Source organism: Pseudomonas sp. AGC41 (assembly GCF_057334555.1).
Window position 1 is genome coordinate 60,697 of sequence record NZ_JBHFJB010000147.1, and the last position, 16,426, is coordinate 77,122.

Annotated in this window: 14 protein-coding genes; 3 read left to right on the forward strand and 11 right to left on the reverse strand. The window is 63.3% G+C overall.

What is annotated here, in order from left to right; all coding sequences use genetic code 11:
- Positions 1–124: 124 nt before the first annotated feature.
- Positions 125–886 (forward strand): alpha/beta hydrolase, encoded by a 762-nt coding sequence (locus ACE04F_RS24260; RefSeq protein WP_486110243.1) that lies wholly within the window; start codon positions 125–127, stop codon positions 884–886.
- A gap of 57 nt (positions 887–943) precedes the next feature.
- Positions 944–2,497: a GMC family oxidoreductase gene (locus ACE04F_RS24265; RefSeq protein WP_486110244.1), complete on the forward strand. Its 1,554-nt coding sequence runs from the start codon at positions 944–946 to the stop codon at positions 2,495–2,497.
- 28 nt (positions 2,498–2,525) lie between these two features.
- Here ACE04F_RS24265 and ACE04F_RS24270 read toward each other — a convergent pair whose 3' ends face one another.
- On the reverse strand, positions 2,526–4,226 hold the full coding sequence (locus ACE04F_RS24270) for a diguanylate cyclase (RefSeq protein ID WP_486110245.1): 1,701 nt from the start codon (positions 4,224–4,226) through the stop codon (positions 2,526–2,528).
- Positions 4,227–4,415: 189 nt separating this feature from the next.
- Here ACE04F_RS24270 and ACE04F_RS24275 point away from each other — a divergent pair, with 189 nt between their 5' ends.
- The gene (locus ACE04F_RS24275; protein WP_486110246.1) at positions 4,416–6,107 is read left to right on the forward strand and encodes a thiamine pyrophosphate-binding protein; all 1,692 of its coding nucleotides are present in this window, start codon (positions 4,416–4,418) and stop codon (positions 6,105–6,107) included.
- A 27-nt stretch (positions 6,108–6,134) separates the two neighbouring features.
- Here the strand turns inward: ACE04F_RS24275 and ACE04F_RS24280 are convergent, their stop codons facing one another.
- From ACE04F_RS24280 to ACE04F_RS24325, 10 genes are all read right to left on the reverse strand, one after another.
- Positions 6,135–7,115 (reverse strand): LysR substrate-binding domain-containing protein, encoded by a 981-nt coding sequence (locus ACE04F_RS24280; RefSeq protein ID WP_486110247.1) that lies wholly within the window; start codon positions 7,113–7,115, stop codon positions 6,135–6,137.
- A gap of 86 nt (positions 7,116–7,201) precedes the next feature.
- Positions 7,202–8,146 carry a peptidylprolyl isomerase gene (locus ACE04F_RS24285; RefSeq protein ID WP_486110248.1) on the reverse strand — a complete coding sequence of 315 codons (945 nt, stop codon included), beginning with the start codon at positions 8,144–8,146 and terminating at the stop codon, positions 7,202–7,204.
- Complete coding sequence (locus ACE04F_RS24290) at positions 8,143–8,622, reverse strand: YbjN domain-containing protein (protein WP_486110249.1); 480 nt, start codon at positions 8,620–8,622, stop codon at positions 8,143–8,145. Before ACE04F_RS24290 ends, ACE04F_RS24285 begins: the two co-directional genes overlap by 4 nt.
- Before the next feature lie 20 nt (positions 8,623–8,642).
- Positions 8,643–9,299 carry a DNA repair protein gene (locus ACE04F_RS24295; protein ID WP_486110250.1) on the reverse strand — a complete coding sequence of 219 codons (657 nt, stop codon included), beginning with the start codon at positions 9,297–9,299 and terminating at the stop codon, positions 8,643–8,645.
- Between the two features lie 15 nt (positions 9,300–9,314).
- On the reverse strand, positions 9,315–11,006 hold the full coding sequence (locus ACE04F_RS24300) for a putative porin (protein WP_486110251.1): 1,692 nt from the start codon (positions 11,004–11,006) through the stop codon (positions 9,315–9,317).
- Positions 11,007–11,046: 40 nt separating this feature from the next.
- Positions 11,047–11,751, reverse strand: a complete 705-nt coding sequence (locus ACE04F_RS24305; RefSeq protein ID WP_434568440.1) for a TonB family protein — start codon at positions 11,749–11,751, stop codon at positions 11,047–11,049.
- A gap of 2 nt (positions 11,752–11,753) precedes the next feature.
- Complete coding sequence (locus ACE04F_RS24310) at positions 11,754–12,179, reverse strand: ExbD/TolR family protein (protein WP_434568441.1); 426 nt, start codon at positions 12,177–12,179, stop codon at positions 11,754–11,756.
- 11 nt (positions 12,180–12,190) lie between these two features.
- Positions 12,191–13,990, reverse strand: coding sequence for a DUF2341 domain-containing protein (locus ACE04F_RS24315; RefSeq protein WP_486110252.1), 1,800 nt, complete (start codon positions 13,988–13,990; stop codon positions 12,191–12,193).
- A 17-nt stretch (positions 13,991–14,007) separates the two neighbouring features.
- Complete coding sequence (locus ACE04F_RS24320) at positions 14,008–15,612, reverse strand: ShlB/FhaC/HecB family hemolysin secretion/activation protein (RefSeq protein WP_486110253.1); 1,605 nt, start codon at positions 15,610–15,612, stop codon at positions 14,008–14,010.
- 26 nt (positions 15,613–15,638) lie between these two features.
- Complete coding sequence (locus ACE04F_RS24325; protein ID WP_486110254.1) at positions 15,639–16,241, reverse strand: transposase; 603 nt, start codon at positions 16,239–16,241, stop codon at positions 15,639–15,641.
- Positions 16,242–16,426 lie beyond the last annotated feature (185 nt).

Below are 16,426 nucleotides of genomic sequence, written 5' to 3' on the forward strand. Positions count from 1 at the left end.
CAGCTGTCGTCATCTCGTTTGCTCCGTGTATCCGATTGAATGTCGATGGGCTCGGATAAACGACCGATACCCGGGCCGCCGAGTATCGCCGAAACTGCGCTCACCCCAAACAGGAGATCGCATCATGTTCAAACCCAAGGCCCTTGCCCTCACACTCGCCATCACCGGTTCATTGTTCGGCGGCGCCGTCCATGCCGCGTCGCAACAGCCTTCAGTCGTGATCGTCCATGGCGCTTTCGCCGACGGCTCCGACTGGGGCAAGGTCGTCCCGCTGCTGCAGGCGGAAGGCATCAAGGTCACCGTCGTACAAAACCCGCTGACTTCCCTGGCTGACGATGTCGCCGCAACGCAGCGTGTACTGAACAACCAGGAGAGCGACGTCGTGTTGGTCGGCCACTCCTGGGGTGGCACCGTCATCAGCGAGGCTGGCACCGACAAGAAAGTCCGCAGCCTGGTGTACGTCGCCGCGTTTGCTCCGGATGCCGGTCAAGCCGTCAAGGATCTGGGCAAGGAGTACCCGGCTCCGTCCGGGGTGAAAGACATCGTCGCCGACAAGAATGGCTTCCTCTATATGACCAGCGAGGGCATGGCTCGTGGTTTTGCCCAGGATCTTCCCCCAGCACAAACCGCGGTAATGGCTGCGACGCAAGGGCCGATTCGCGCTTCGGCCTTCGATGACAAGACCAGTGCCGCCGCCTGGAAGGGCAAGCCGACCTGGTACGTCGTGGCCAAGGAAGACCGGATGATCCAGCCGGATCTGCAAAGGGCTTTCGCCAAGAAGATCGGTGCCAAGGTCAGCGAAATCGAAGCCAGCCACGTGCCACAGCAATCACGCCCGGCAGACGTCGCAAAAGTCATCATCCAGGCCGTACAGACGAGCCAGTAACCCAGGCCGCTGCTGCGCTGAACTCGACAACAGGAACCCTGCAAAGGAAGCCCGCTCATGCCCGTGAATCCCGCCCTGAAGAAGCACCATTACGACTTTATTGTCTGCGGGGCGGGGACTGCCGGTTCCGTCGTTGCAGGACGGCTGGCCGAGAATCCCGAGGTCCAGGTATTGCTCATCGAGGCCGGCGGCGGCGATGAGCATCCACATGTACTGGAGCCGCAGCATTGGCCGTTGAACCTGGGCAGCGAGCGCGATTGGAACTTCGTCGGTGCAGCCAACCCTCACCTCAACGACAGGAAGATGCCGCTGAACATGGGCCGCGGGTTGGGCGGCGGGTCCAGCGTCAATGTCATGCTGTGGGCCCGAGGTCACCAGAACGACTGGGAAGACTTCGCCGCCGACAGCGGCGATCCTGCTTGGGGCTACGCCTCGGTCCTGAAGATCTATCAACGCGTGGAAGACTATCGGGGCATCGCCGATCCGCTGCGTCGTGGCAGCGGCGGCCCGGTTCATGTTGCGCCTGTCCGGGGCGCCCAATCGATTGCGACCGCCATGCTCAGTGCCGCTGCCGCAATGGGTATCCCCACCTTCGAAAACCCCAACGGCGCCATGATGGAGGGCCGCGGAGGTGCGGCCTTGAACGATCTCATCGTCAAGGATGGCCGGCGTCATTCGATCTACCGCGCCTACGTCGCCCCACGCTGCGGCCAGCCCAACCTCACGGTCCTGACCGATACGCTTGTAAGCCGGGTGCTCTTCAGCGACCAACGTGCCATCGGCGTGCAGACCATCAGCAATGGCCAGGCCGAGTGCTTCTACGCCGATCACGAAGTGATTCTTTCGCTGGGCGCGGTCAACACGCCCAAGGTCCTGATGCAATCCGGCGTGGGGCCGGAGGATGAATTGCAGCGCCATGGCATTGCGCTAGTTCAGCACCTGCCCGGCGTTGGCGCCAACCATCAGGACCACGTGTCCTTTGCGGTTATCTTCGAATACACGAGGCCACAACCGGTGGGTTACGGCGGCTCGGAGGCGACGCTTTACTGGAGCAGCGAAAGCGCCTTGCATCTTCCGGACATGTTCCACTGCCAGGTTGAATTTCCAGTGCCCAGCGCAGAGACCGCCTCACTCGGCATTCCCGCCCATGGCTGGACGATGTTCGCTGGCCTCGCGCACCCGCAAAGTCGCGGGCGGATCACGCTCAGCGGCGCGGATGTGAGCGATGCGCCGATCATTCAACCCAACACCCTGTCGCACCCGACCGATCGGCGCAACGCCTTGGAAAACCTTCGTTTCGTCCAGGAGCTGGGCGCCCAGACGCCGTTCAAGGGCTTGGTAAAGGGCGAAAGCCTGCCTGGAAACATCCAAGCGTTGGAAGACTATGCTCGCAACGCTGCGGTGACCTACTGGCACCAGTGCGGTACGGCAAAAATGGGCCGGGACACGATGTCCGTGGTGGACAGTCAATTACGCGTCTACGGAGTCCGGGGCCTGCGCATTGCCGATGCGTCCATCCTGCCCCATGTCACGAGCGGCAACACGATGGCGCCCTGCGTCGTGATCGGTGAGCGGGCCGTGGAAGCTATCCGCGCCACCTACGACCTGTAGGCAGCGACGCTGGCGCAAGCTTTGCGGCTCACCTTTTTGACAAGGGCCAGGATTCAACCCGGTTCTTTCCAGAACGCTTGGCCGCGTAAAGTGCCGAGTCAGCGGCTTTCAACAGTGCGTTTTGATTGGCCCCGCAGGTTTGTGTGGAGGACACGCCGAAAGAAGCAGTCGCAGTGAGCGTCTGGCCGTGATCAACCAGACTCATCTCTTCCAGAGCGACCCGTATGGCTTCGGCCCGCGCCACAGCACCTTCGGGCGGACAATCCGGAAGGATGATGATCAGCTCTTCCCCGCCAAATCGGCAGGCAATGTCGGAGGATCTCAGCGATTGCACGATCAAGGCGGAAGCCGCACGCAGCACGGCGTCGCCTGCCGAGTGGCCGTAAGAGTCATTCAACTGCTTGAAATTATCGAGGTCGATCATCACGACACTCAGGCTCGACTCATTGCGCTCGGCGCGCGCCAGCTCGCGGTTGAGCGTCTCGTCCATGAAGCGGCGGTTGTACAGCCCCGTCAGCGGGTCCTTTATGGACTGGGTTTCCAACACCTGGCGCATGCGACCATTCGCCAACGCCAGCGCCGTTTGTTCCGCCACGGCTTCAGCGATCTGCAGGCCCTCCTCGGACAGGTCGCGCAAGCCGACTTGACGGATATGCAACAGGCCGAGGATTTCACCGTAAGCCATCAACGGCAGACAACAGTCAGTCACTGGGTCAATGCCCGACGCTGCGGGGTAATGAGGGCAGCGAAGATCGTGGTTGTGCACCGACAAATGCCAGCGTCCACGCCTGATCGCCCAGCAATCCTTGGGGTTGAGTATCACATCGGTGCCCTTTTCCTCGGCCTGTCCCCACGCTGCGGCGTGTTGCAGGACATCAGCCGAGTTGCGATATAGGAAGAACTCCCCCTCGCTTGCAGGTATCAACTTTTGGCAGTAAGTACTGGCCAACTGAAGCGTTTCCTTCTGGGACAACTCCGTCTGCATCAACCTGGCCATTTCCGCGAGAAGCCCAATCTCGCCGTTTCGACGTTTCAAACGCGCCAGGCTCAGGCTCAGTTGATCGCTGGCCAGGTTGGCCGCCACGGCAGACTCCGATTGACGGCGGACACTGCTGCGCATGGACAGGTAGATGAAACGTCCTAACCCCAGGGTAACGATGAAACTGAGGATGGAAATCGCGACCGCCCAACGAATGTTGCTCAAAAGCTGGCGTTCGAGCGCCACAAGCTCCTCGGTTTCGTCAGCAATGAGCTCCGCACTCAAGGCGCGCACGGTGTCCATCAGTTCCTTGCCGCCACCCGCGGCGATCTCGGCCTCTGCCGCATCATTTCCGCTAGGGCTGACCAGCTTCACGACCCTGTCCAGGTGGACCATTTTCAGCTCGGCGTGCCGGATAAATGCTTCGACACGCGCAATTTCTTCGGCCGGATCTCCTTGATAGGCACTTCGCAGGCTTTTGATGGCAGGAGGCAAGTGAGACACGGCGACATAGTACGGCTGTAGAAAGTCGTCCTTTTCCGTCAAGGCGTAGCCACGCTCGCCGGTCTCGGCGTCGACGAGCAACCCCTGGACATTGCGGATTCGGTCGATCTGCGACTCGACCACGTTGCGCTCCAGACGCGTCTCATTGGTCCAGAACAAAGTGATCGGCCCCACCGCCGCGGTGACGGCCATGACGGCAGTTGCGGTGGCGGCGGCAAAAAGAAGGCTGGCTTTACGATCAGGCATTGACGATTGCGCTCTTGGCTATCAAACGATGTCGGCCTGATGAAGAAAATATGTAACGAAACAGAACCGAAAACGGTTTATCGCATTACGCAATAGGGCAAGCAAGTCGTATCGCCAGGTTTAGCCGGCATTCCGATAGCCACAAAAGCAGGGTAAATTCTTTCTTCCCGATGAATGAGGTTTCGCGCCATGCCCTCAAACCCCTGTGTCCCGTCCAGCATCCGTGGGCAACGCGGCGCGGACCTGTACGTGGAAGTGCTGCGCAGTGAAGGCGTTCGCCATGTCTTCGGCAATCCCGGAACAACGGAGCTGCCATTGCTCGATGCGCTCTCGGGCGTCCACGACATTCACTACGTGCTCGGCCTCCAGGAAGCCTCGGTCGTGGCGATGGCCGACGGTTATGCGCAAGCGTCCGGGCGCCCGGCTTTCATCAACCTCCACACGGCCGGTGGGCTGGGCAATGCGATGGGCGCCATCCTGAACGCGAAGATGGCGAACACGCCGTTGGTGATCACCGCGGGCCAGCAAGACACTCGCCATGGGGTGACCGATCCGCTGCTTCACGGTGATCTGGTCAGCCTGGCCCGGCCGAGCGTCAAGTGGGCGGAGGAAATCCAACATCCCGAACATATCCCGATGCTGTTGCGCCGGGCTCTTCAGGACTGCCGTACGGGGCCGACCGGCCCGGTTTTCCTTTCGCTGCCGATCAACGTGATGGAGCAGCACACGGATACCGGTGCTGGCCAGCCGTCGCGAATCGAACGGGGTGCGGTGACCGCAGCAATCGAGCCATTGGCTGCCGCTTTATCGACAATTACCCCGGGCCGGCTGGCGATTATCGTTGGCGAAGAGCTGTTCCAATCGAATGCACAAGCGGAAGCGGTGAGGCTCGCCGAAGCACTCGGCGCGCCGGTGTTCGGGCCATCCTGGCCGGGGCATATCCCCTTCCCCACCGCTCATCCTCAATGGCGAGGCGTCCTGGCGCCCAAGGCTGCCGACATCAGGAAAACATTCGCTGAATTCGACGCTGTGCTGCTTCTCGGCGGCCACTCGCTGATCAGTTACCAATACTCCGACGGCCCGGCGGTTCCCCCTCATTGCCGCCTTATTCAATTGACCGGTGATGGCCACCAACTGGGCAGAGTCCACGAAACGGCACTGGGATTGATAGGCGACATAAAGCTGTCCTTGCAGTTGTTGCAGCCATTACTGGATAAACAATTGGCCCCACACAGCCAGGCTATCGCGACGCTGCGAAATGTCGCTGCGCACGAGCGCAATAGCCGTCGAACCGAAGTGGCCGAGCGCGCGCGCCGTGAATTCGATATGCCGGTGACCACGCCTTTCGTGGCGGCCCATGAAGCTGTCCGGGCCATCGGCCCTGACGTCTGGATCGTCGACGAAGCGCCGGTCACCATCCCTCACGTGCGTGCTTGCCTGGATTCACATTCGGCCCGCCAGTACCTGTTTACCCGTAGCGCCATCCTCGGCTGGGGCATGCCGGCGGCTGTCGGTACCTCCCTTGGCCTGGACCGCAGCCCGGTGGTCTGCCTGGTCGGCGATGGCTCGGCAATGTATTCACCACAAGCGCTGTGGACGGCGGCACACGAGCGTTTGCCGGTGACTTTTGTGGTCATGAACAATGGCGAATACAACATCCTGAAAAACTACGCGCGTAACCAGGCGCACTACCGCAGTGCCGGCACCAACCAGTTCATCGGCATGGACATCCGCGACCCGGCCATCGACTTCCTGGCCCTCGCCTCTGCCCTGGGCGTTGCCTCGCGCAGGGCCGAGCGAGCCAGCGACATTGCCGGAGCGGTCGAGGATGGTATTCGCTCGGGCCGTCCCAATCTCATCGAATTGCCGATCACGGCTTGAAGCTACTGTGGCGCGAATCCATGTCCTTCAAGCCTGGAACCATTCCCTGCGCTCATCCAGCGCGTGACGGATCAGTTCGATGAGCATCTCCACTTGCGGCACGGGCCGGGCCTCGGTGCTCACCGCCATCCACAGGTGGCGCTGCATCGGCTGGTCAAACAACCCCGGCAAGGCGACCAGGCCACGGTCGAAATGGCTCATGTACTGCGGCAACAGGCCAATGCAGGCGCAGCAGCGGATCATTTCCAGCATCAGCTCATAGGATTGCACCTGCACCACGCCGGCGCGGCGTTGCTCGACGAGGGTATTCCACGGGGTGAAACTGCCCACCTGGCTGTCGGCCTGCCATTGCACCAACATGTAGTCGTTCAGCTCCTCCAACCGGCGCGGACGGCTGGCCGGGCGGGAATAACGCTTGGCGATGTGGGGCAGATAGTTCAGCCGCGCCAGCTGCTCCGGCGGCTGTGTCGCAACACTCAGCCCCGGCGTTGATTCCTGCCCGTCACTCAGCCACAGCACCAGGTCGGCACTGACCGCCTGCAGCGCCAGGTCGCTGTCCAGCGTGATGATTTGCAAACGCACGCTGGCGTTGCGGCGCAGCAGTGCGATCAGGTCACGACCCAGAATGTCGTGCAGGATCGACTCGGCCACTGCAAGGCGAATCAGCGGTTGAGCGGCCAGCGCTGGCGGATCGTCCTCGCCCAGGGCGAGCAAGCGCGCCTGCAACTGCCGTCCTTCGCGGGTAAGCGCCAGGGCGCTGCCCTGGAAGCTGAACAGTGACCGCTGCAGGCGAGCTTCCAGTTGGGCCAACTGCTTGCGCAGCCAGGTGGCCTTGACGTTCAGGCTGCGGGCCGCCTGCATGAAACAGCCACAACGGGCGCTGACCAGAAAACACTGCGCCACCTGCGGCTCGATGCCGGGAGCCAGCGCCAACCAGTTTTCAGGCGCGCGCAAGGGCGCGCGGTATGCGGTGACAGCCTGGCGTCCTGCGGGCTCTATGAAAGACATGAGTGACTCCCTGTCATTAGGAAAAACGATTAAGCGTGGCGAGGGAGCTTGCTCCCGCTGGACTGCGCAGCAGTCCCGATAAAACGCTACCGAACCTCCTCCAGCAGCTTGCTCAGCTGCGCGCCATCAATGCTCAACGTCGCGGTGTCGAGCATGCCGTCCAGGTAGGCCTTGGCGATCTGTTCCTGGCGCTGGGCGCGCAAGGCCTGGGTCAGACGCTCGCGGACTTCGTCCAGGGTCGCTTCCCGCGCCGGTTGCTGCTCGGTGAGCTTGATCACATGGAAGCCCGCCGCGCTCTGCACCGGGTCCGATATCGCCCCCACCTTCAACCGCGCCACCGCCTCGCGCACCGTCGGCACCAGTTGCTGCAACGGCTGGAAGCCGCTGTCACCACCGCGCTCGGCACTGGCGCGGTCCTGGGAATAACGGCTGGCCAGCGCGGCGAATTCAGCCGGCGCGGCCTGGGCCTTTTTGCTCAGCTCCACGGCTTGACGGCGCACCGCCTCGACGGTCTGTGGCTCGGTCGCCGCGAGGAAAATCTGGCTGACCCGGTACAGCGCCGGCGCGGTCCAGTTGGCCTTTCCTGCCTCGTAGGCCTGTTTCAGCTCATCCTCGCTGGGATACCCGGCCGGCACCTGGCTGACCGATTGCAGATAATCCCGAAAGACAATCTGCTCGGTCGCAGCGCGCATCTGGCGCTCCACCTCCGGGCGCTGACGCCAGCCTTGGGCATCGGCCTGCTCGAGCACGGCTTTTTCCGCCAGCCGCGCGCGGATCCAGCCCTCCAGTGCGGCGCGGTTGCCGCGCATCTGCTGGCGAACCTCGGGGGCAAGCGCCGCTAGCAACGCCTTGAGTTCTTCCGGGCTGACCTGCTGGCTGCCCAACCGCGCCAGGCTTGGCGACTCGTTTGCCGCCACGCTGACCGATTGCACCGCCGCCACCGGTTCGTTGCCGGGACGCAAGCCGAGGGCAACAGCCACGGCGACCAGGCCCAGCGCCGCGGCGCTGATGACAAACGTTGGCTTTTTCACAGTGCGGCGGCCTCCTCCTGCGCGGCTTCAGCGGGCTCGGCGCCGGTGTGCAGGCGGGCGGCGTTCTGGCTGAACTCGCGCAGGTAGACGATGAATTCCTGAAGCAACCGGTCCCACAGTTCCAGGTTGCTGCGCAGGTGCTCGGCGCTGACGCCGGCCGCCACCACCACGTCCATTTCCAGCACCAGGAATTCGCCCTGCACCGACAACCGGGCAAAACGTCGCGAGGCATTCCACAGTTCCGCCAGCCCGGCCGGCAATTCACCCTGTACGCGCAAGGCGCAGCTGAAGGTGAAGTCCAGGTATTGGCCCGGCGTCGGCGTCGGATTGCCGAAGCGCACGGCATAACCGATGCCTTGGCTGGCGCTGAGCAGTTGCACGACACCGTTCTGCTCGGTTTCGTTGACCCGATATCCGGCGGCTTGCAACACCTCGGTAAGGGACGCGGGCGTGACGTGTTCAATCAATGAAGTCATGTTGGTTCTTCCTTGCGCTATCAATGGGTGATCGAGGCCTGGGGCGCATCGAAACGGTTCTTGTAGAGATCATCGCCAAAACCCTGGGCCAACTCTTCGAAACGTACCCGGGCCTTACCGGCGAACGGCTGGCGGATCTTCATGACGTCGGTCACGTCGATGGTTTCGTAGGCGTGCAGCAGTTCCTTGGCGACGTCGTACATCTGCTGATTCTTGACCGAACATTGCTGCACTTGTGTGTCACGTTCACTCAACCGGGCTTCGAGACGGGCCCGTTCGGTTTCCTTGCCCCGGGCCATGACCAGCAGCTCGTCGTAGGCCTTCTTGAACTTGCCGATCTGCTCATGGCTGGCCGCGACCTGGGCCTGGGCCTGGGTTTGCAGGCTTTCCTGGCGCCCGGCCAGTTGTTCGGCCAGGCCTTGCGCCTTAGCCAGCTCGGCGGTCAGGCGCTTGACCTGCGCCTCGGCTTCCTTGGCGCGGTTTTCCGCCGCCTGGCGGGCGACGCTGGCCTGGGCCTGTTCGCTCTGCAACGTCTGCAACTGGGCGGTGGTGCTGCGCAGTTGCGTGCGCAGGCGTTCTTCCAGGCCTTCACCGTGGGCGCTGCCGATCAATAACGGACTGAGCAGCAGGCCCAGCAGCAACGCGGCTGGACAAGAGTTGATGGCTCGCCTTTTCATGGGGCCTCCCGGCGCTTAGAAGCGCGTGTTGATTTCAAGCTGCAAGACATCGATGTCGTACGGCGCGCCGTACACCGCTTCGGAACTCAGCCAGCGCCCGGTGGCGAAGACGTTGCTCGCCAGGCCGTAGTTGCCGCCCAGGAAATAGCCCTTGGCGTTGGTGCCGCCCAAGTGGAACGAGGAATCGTTGAAGCCGTCCGGCAAGGCGTCCGGCTGGATGTACTTGTAGCCAGCGAACATGTTCCAGTCGCCCTGGCGCTTGAGCTCCAGGGAGTTGCCGAGGGTGAACTGGAGCATCCAGGCGTTGGCGCCGCTCTCCACCTCGCCGTTCTCATCGAGGTTGTTGGCGAACTGCCCTTCCGAACGTTTGCGCATTTCACCTTCGTCATAACCGAGGTTGTGCACGTAATGCGCCTGGCTGCGCAGCTTCAGGTCTTCCGGCAGATCGGTGTCCCACGCCAGGTTCAGGTCCAGCAGGTTGAACTCCGAGGCCAGGCCGACGTATTGCGGTTGTGGCGTGGCAGACGGATTGAGCGGGTTAGGCGTGATGTCACGCAGCAGGAACACCGTGTTGCCCTTCTGCATGAACGCCACGCGCGAGCCGTCAGTGTCGCAGCCCGGGTCACCGGCCCACGGCTCGCACGGCGACGAGCGCTGGCCTTCGATGTCGTCGAAGCGGTAATAGGCCAGCGCACCCTTGACGCGGTTGTTGTCGTTGATTGCCCAGTTGGCGCCCAGTTGCGCGCCGTACAGCCACTTGTTGTCGCTCTCTTCCTTGTCGGTGCCGTTGCTGGTGCTGGTGTCGTTGGTGTACTCCACCGGGAACGCGCCGACGGTGCCGAACAGGCCGAAGTCCTGGCTGAGCTTGCGGTTGAAAATCGCCGCTACGCCATCGAAGTTCAGGTCGCCGGAGTACAGCAGGTCGGTGGAATAAAACGGGTTGGCGATACGCCCGCCGGTCAGGGTCAACTCATCCGAGGGCTTCCAGGTCAGGTAACCCTGGTCGAGCCAGATGTCTTTCTTGCCGAAGCCGCCACCGAGGGTCTGGGTGGTGGACACCGGGTTGTTGTCCGAGCCGGTGCCGATGCGGATCCCCGCGGTCCACTCAGGCGCGATCACCGCCTTCATGCCCAGGCGCGCCCGTAGGCGGAAGAGGTTCTCGCGGTCCTCGCGGGTATTGAGCAAGGGCGGCAGGTTCGAGCTGCTGTTGGGGTTGACGTCGTAGGGGCCGCGGTCGTTGAGGCGAGCGAAGTCGACGATCTGGTTGCTGTTGGTGCCCGAGTAGTAGCGCGATTCGTCTCGCAGGCGGATATCGCCATCAAAACTGATGCGCGAGACCCAATCCGGGAAAGTGTTGGGCTGCGCCCAGTTTTCTTTCTTGGCGGTGGCCATGACTTCGGCCTTGACCTGGTCGCGGATCTGCTCACGCACGATGTTCGGCACGTACTGCACCCGCACATCGCCGGGCGCACCGGCGGGTGCGGCGGCAACGGCAGTGGCAGCCTGACGGGCCTGCACGGCTTCGCGCTCGGCCTGGGCGATCAGGCCATCGGCCTGGTCCTGCTTCAGTACGCCCTGCTGCACCAGCAGGCGGATCAGATTGATCGTGGCGTTTTCCGAAGGCGCCGGGGCTGCCGACGCGTGCCCGGCCAGGCTCAAGACAACCAGGCCGACCGCCCACGACAATCGATTCACATTGGCAATCATCTGCACACAACTCCTGTTGGCAAACTTTCAAGAATTCGGGTTAGCCCGGACGCCGTCCCTGCAAGGACAGGCGCACGGGCAAGGTCAGGGAGGCCGGAGGCCGTTCACTCAAATGCGGCGCGGCACGCAGGGCGGCGATCACTTGCTCATCCACCTGCGGGTTGCCGCTGGACTTGACCAGCTCGACACGGGTGATCTCTCCCACCGCGCTGAGCCAGACGTCGGCCTGCAGCGAAAACGCCAGGCTGCGCAAGTCCGGGTTCTCCCGCAGCAAGCGCTGGAAGGTGAACGCCAGAAATTGGCTGTAGGTGCCGTTGCCGAGGCGTCCGCCCCCTGCCCCGGCCATGCCGCCGCCCTTGCCCGCGCCAATGTTGAAGGCGTCGTTGCCGGCCTGGGCGTCACCGTCCATCTGCATCGGGTTGGCCAGGTCATCCACCGGCGACGGCGGCGCTTCTTCCTCGGGCTTGACCGCTTCGGGTTCCGGGGTCGGTTCGGGCTCGGGTACTTTTTCCTCGACCTTGGGTTCCGGCTCCTTGGGCTTTTCCGGGGGCGGCGGCGGTGGTGGCGGCAGCGGGATGATCGTCGGCACCTTCGGCGCTTCACGGCGCACGCCGCTCATGTCGTTGGCCCATTGCCACAGCAGCCACGCCGCCAGGCCAGCCAGCGCCAGGCCGGCGGCCCACTTGAGCAGGCGCAGCGGCGAGCGCTTCACGGGGGGCGGGTTGACGGGAAGTCTGGCGGTCATGATCAGCCCTGGCTCGGTTTGCCGGTCACCAGACCGACTTGGGACAGTTCCAGGCGCCGCAACAGGTCCAGCACTTCGATGACTTTCTGGTACTGCACCGTGGCGTCGCCGCGCACGATCACCGGAAAATCCGGGCTCTGGGCCTTCTCGATGCGCAGGCGCTCCTCCAGCTCGGCCAGGGTCACCGGGTAGGCATCGAGGAATACCTGGCCGCCGTCATTCACCGAAATCGCCTTGGTCTTGGCCTCCGACAACGACACCGAGGCGCTGGCCTTGGGCAGGTTGATCTGAATGCCCGAGACCTGCGCCGTGGCGGTGAGGATGAACATCACCAGCACCACCATGAGCACATCCACCAGCGGCGTGACGTTGATGCTGTCGACCGCTGCATCATCATCGTCATCGTGTGACGTATTTACGCTAGCCATGGCGATGCCCCTCAGGCCGGTACGGACGATTGAACGTGATGGTCACGGCGATGAGCCGCTTCGCCGGACTGGCCTTCGCCGTGCATCTCCGCCAGGCGTGTGATGAACTCGTCGACGAACACCCGCATGTCGGCGCTGACTTCCTTGTTGCGCGTGATCAGGCGGTTGTAGCCAAACAGCGCCGGGATCGCGACGAACAAGCCCATGGCGGTGGCCAGCAACGCGGCGGCCATGCCCGGGGCGATGGCGTTGATGTTGACGTCACCGGCCATGGCCGTGCCGAGGAACACCACCATGATCCCCAGCACGGTGCCGAGCAGGCCGATGTACGGGCCGCCGGCGATGGCGTTGGACAGGGTCGAGAGTTTCGAACTCAGCGCCTGGTTTTCGCGGGTGCGCACGCCGTCCATGGAGCAGCGGATCGCCTCGATAGTGGCAGCCGAGACGGTCGAGGTGTCGGCGCCCTGCTCGCGGCGGGTACGGATCTCCTTGACCGCCACCAGGTACAGGCGCCACAGGGACGAGTGTTGCAGGCGCTGGGCAAGTTCCTGGTCGTCGGCGAACATTTCCAGGCGCGTGCCGATCCGGGCGAACTGCTCGCGGAACGCTTCGTTGGCGGCACTGAGGCGGCTGACCATGCGGTTCTTGCGGATCATGATGACCCACGACTGGAACATCATCAGCACCAGCACGGCGATGATCACCCAGGCGTCCAGCGGCACGGCATTGAGGAGGAAACCGAGGCTGCCGAAACCGAAGCCGGACTGCTCCTCATCGACACCGTAGGCCACCAGCTTCGATTCGGCGCCCTGGGCGTTGGCGTCGGCCAGGAGCAGCGGCGCGGGCCGGGCAACCTTGGACAGGCGCGCCTCGTCCATGGCCCCGCTGAACGGCGCGAAGGTGCCGGCGGCAACGTCCGCCCCCAAGGCGATCGGCGCATTGAACGCCGGCATTGCCAGCGCCAGGCTCGCGGCTTCGCGGCCGTTGACGTACAGCACGACTCGATCACCCGAGGCGGTCAATGCCAAGTGCTGCCATTGGCCGGGGTTCAGCGGCTGGGTCGAGACCGCACGCTGATCATTGATCGCTACGAACGGCACCCCTTGGTTGACCCCAACCAACAGACTGGCGGCAGCTTCGCGACGGGCCAGGACGATTTGCTCGCCGCTGGCCTGGTCCTGGCGCAGCCAGGTGCTGAAGGTGAACGCGGCGCCGGCGGTGTGTTGCAGCGACGGGCTGGCCGGTAGCAACAGTGGCTGGCCGTTGAACTGCAGGGCCCGGCCGATCACGCCGTCAATGCTCACGCCCGCCGCGCCCTGGGCGTTGTTGCCGTAAGCCGTGGTGTCCCGGGGTGGTATGCCGGTGGCGCCATCGAAGTGGTACAGCGCGGTGTAGTCCGGATCGAAGGTCAGTTGGCCGCTGGCGGTGGCCGGGGCTTTCTGGTTGCCGTAGTACATCCACAGATCCTGGCGCTGGCCACCCTCGACGTTCGGCACATCGACCCAGATCAGGGCCATGCCCATCAACGGGTCGAAGCTTTCGATCTGGTGATTGAGCACGGTCTTGTCGTCGGCACTGACGAAGCGCAGGTCCGAGCCATCTTCCTTGACCCCGTCGAAGGTGAAGTTGCCGGTGTGCAGGCGCACCAGCAATGCCGTGCGGCCCAGGGCCTGGGCGATGGCCGCACCTTGGGGAGTGGTGTCCAGCGAAATCTGTTTGCGGTAGTGCCAGTCATCCTGCCACCAGGCGTTGGCGGTCGCCGGAAGCAGCAGCCCCAGGCAGATCAACAGCGGTATGAATAAGCGTTGCATGGACATGACTCCTGGGTTCAAAACGTCGCTTGCAGGTTGAAGTGCAGGCGCGATTCCTGTTTCGTGGTGTTCGGCCCGTCGAGCAGCGGAAAGCCCCAATCGAGGCTCCCGGACAGCCATTTGCTCAGGCTTGCGCGGGTGCCGAGGCCGACGCTGGCGAGGCTGTAATCGGGATCCTGGTCGGGCAGTTCGTCGCGCAGGTACAGCTGCGCACCTTCGGCGAAGGCATAGAAACGCCATTCCTGGACATAGCTGCCGAGAAACCTGGCCAGCGACGGCGTGCGCAGCTCCTGGGACAACAGGTAGCCGTCGTCAGCGGTGCGCTCGGCGGCCAGGTAGCCGCGTACCGACGTGGCACCGCCGGCGGAGAACTGTTCGTTGGAGACAAGCGGCCCGGAGGCCAGTTGGAAGGCGGCTTTGGAGGCGGTCTGCCAGTCGTTGCCGAAGGTGAAGGTGTAATTGCCGTCGCCCTTGAGCAGCGCAAAGCTTGGGCTGGCGCGGTAGCGCTTGTAGTCGAATTCTTCGTCGGTGCTGCCATAACCCAGCAAGCTGCGGGTGCCTGCCACCAGGCTCAGGCCGAGGCCCAACTGGCTGGTTTCGGTATAACGGAAACCGTTGTAGGCGAAGGTGAACGGCGCGTACTTGAGCGGTGCCTTGTCGCTGGCGCCGCCCAGGTTGAGTTCTTCGTCGAAGTCCTTGAAATCCACCCCTACCGAAAAGCTGTTGGCCCATGCGCCACTGGACGGCAGGCTGTAGATCGCCGACACGCCGTAGGAATGACCTTTGCCCAGCACATTGCTGCCGCCGACGGTCGCCACGTTGCTGTCGGACTGGTAACCGGAGAACTGCACGCTCCAGCGCTCGCTCAGTGGCGCGGTGTAGGAACCCGACCAGACCTTGGCGTTTTCGGTGTCCTGGGGCGCGGTGAAAAAGGTCAGCGAAATACTGTGGCCCAGTTGCCAGAGGTTGTTGTAGCCGAGACTGGCGACCGTGCGCAGCTTCTCGGTGTCGGCGCTGTAGTCGTTGTTCAGGCCGAGGCTGGCTTGCCAGGGGTCCTGGTCCTCGACCTGCAAGTCCACGTCCATGGTGCCGGGTCGCTGGCCTTCGCGCACCAGCGGCATGACCTGGCGTCCCGGAGTCTTGTTCAACTGCGCCAGCTCGGTCTGGACCTGGGCGAAGTCCGGCACCTCGCCTTCCTTGAGCGCCGGCACATCTTCGCGGATTTCCACCGGCGAATAGTGCTTGGCACCGACCACCCGCACGCGGCCGATCTTGGTCTCGCTGACTTGCAGGTAGACGATGCCGTCTTCGACTTTCTGCTCCGGCAGTTCGACGAACACCGACTGGTAGCCGCGAGCCTGATAGACCTTTTGCAGGGCTTCGCGGGCGCCTTCAATGTCGTTCAGAGTCTTTTGCGGGCCAAGGAACGGATAGACCGCTTCCTCGATCGCGCGAGCATCCAGCACAGTGTTGCCGCGCACGAAGTACTCGTTGACGTCCACCAGGCGAGCCGGCGCCGCTTCGGCTTCCGGCGCTCCTTCCGCGGCGAATGCCGACGGCCCCCCGACCGCCAACAGCAGCCAGCCCCACAGCGCCGGCCGCGATTTGAAAAAATGCTCCACACCACCCCCTGAATTCAAAGTACGGCTCAATTGCTTGCGATCGATGTCGTGGCGTGCCGGGCCAGCCAGGTATGCAGCAGCGCAAAGTTCAAGGAGAACTCGGGCATTTGCAGCAAGGCGCCACAGAACACTTCACCGATGATTTTCTGGATAAGCCGCACCGCCCGCGCATCGCCCAGCAGCGTGGCGAGGTCCTTGCTCAGCACGTTGAAGCTCCAGACCTTCTGGTTCAGGTCCAGGCCGACGAACCAGCGGAACAGCAGGTTGTAATTGAGTTGTTCGTAGAGTTGCTGCTCGCTGGGCACCGAATAGAGCAGTTGCAGCAGCAGGATGTGCATGGCCGTCTGCGGCGCGATGAGCATGCCGGCATCGGCGTTGAGGCCCTGCAGCACGTCGCGGTGTTCGGCCAGCAGGTCGTCGATCTGTGGCCGTAACAGCACCAGGGAATGACCCTGGGGGATGTAGCTGGACACTTCCTTGAGCGCGCCCTGCCAGTCATCCTGGGAAACGATCCAGACCCACGGCGCACCGTAGCGATACACCGAGACCGGCTGCTTGCGCGCCGCCTCGACGATCTTCGACAGCCGCTGGTCCAGCTCCTGCATGCCCACTTTCGAATAACGTTCCATAGTCCCCATCGCCTCACTCCCGGCTTCGCGCCCCGGCTCCAAACGACCTGAAAGGTCCCCTCGAACACGTCACACAGGCATGACGGGAATGGCGATGTGCTACCGAACTTTTGTCATGAAAGCTTCATTTGAGAGAGTGCCGCAGCTGTCGTGGGGGGGGGGGGGGGGGGGGGGGGGGGGGGGGG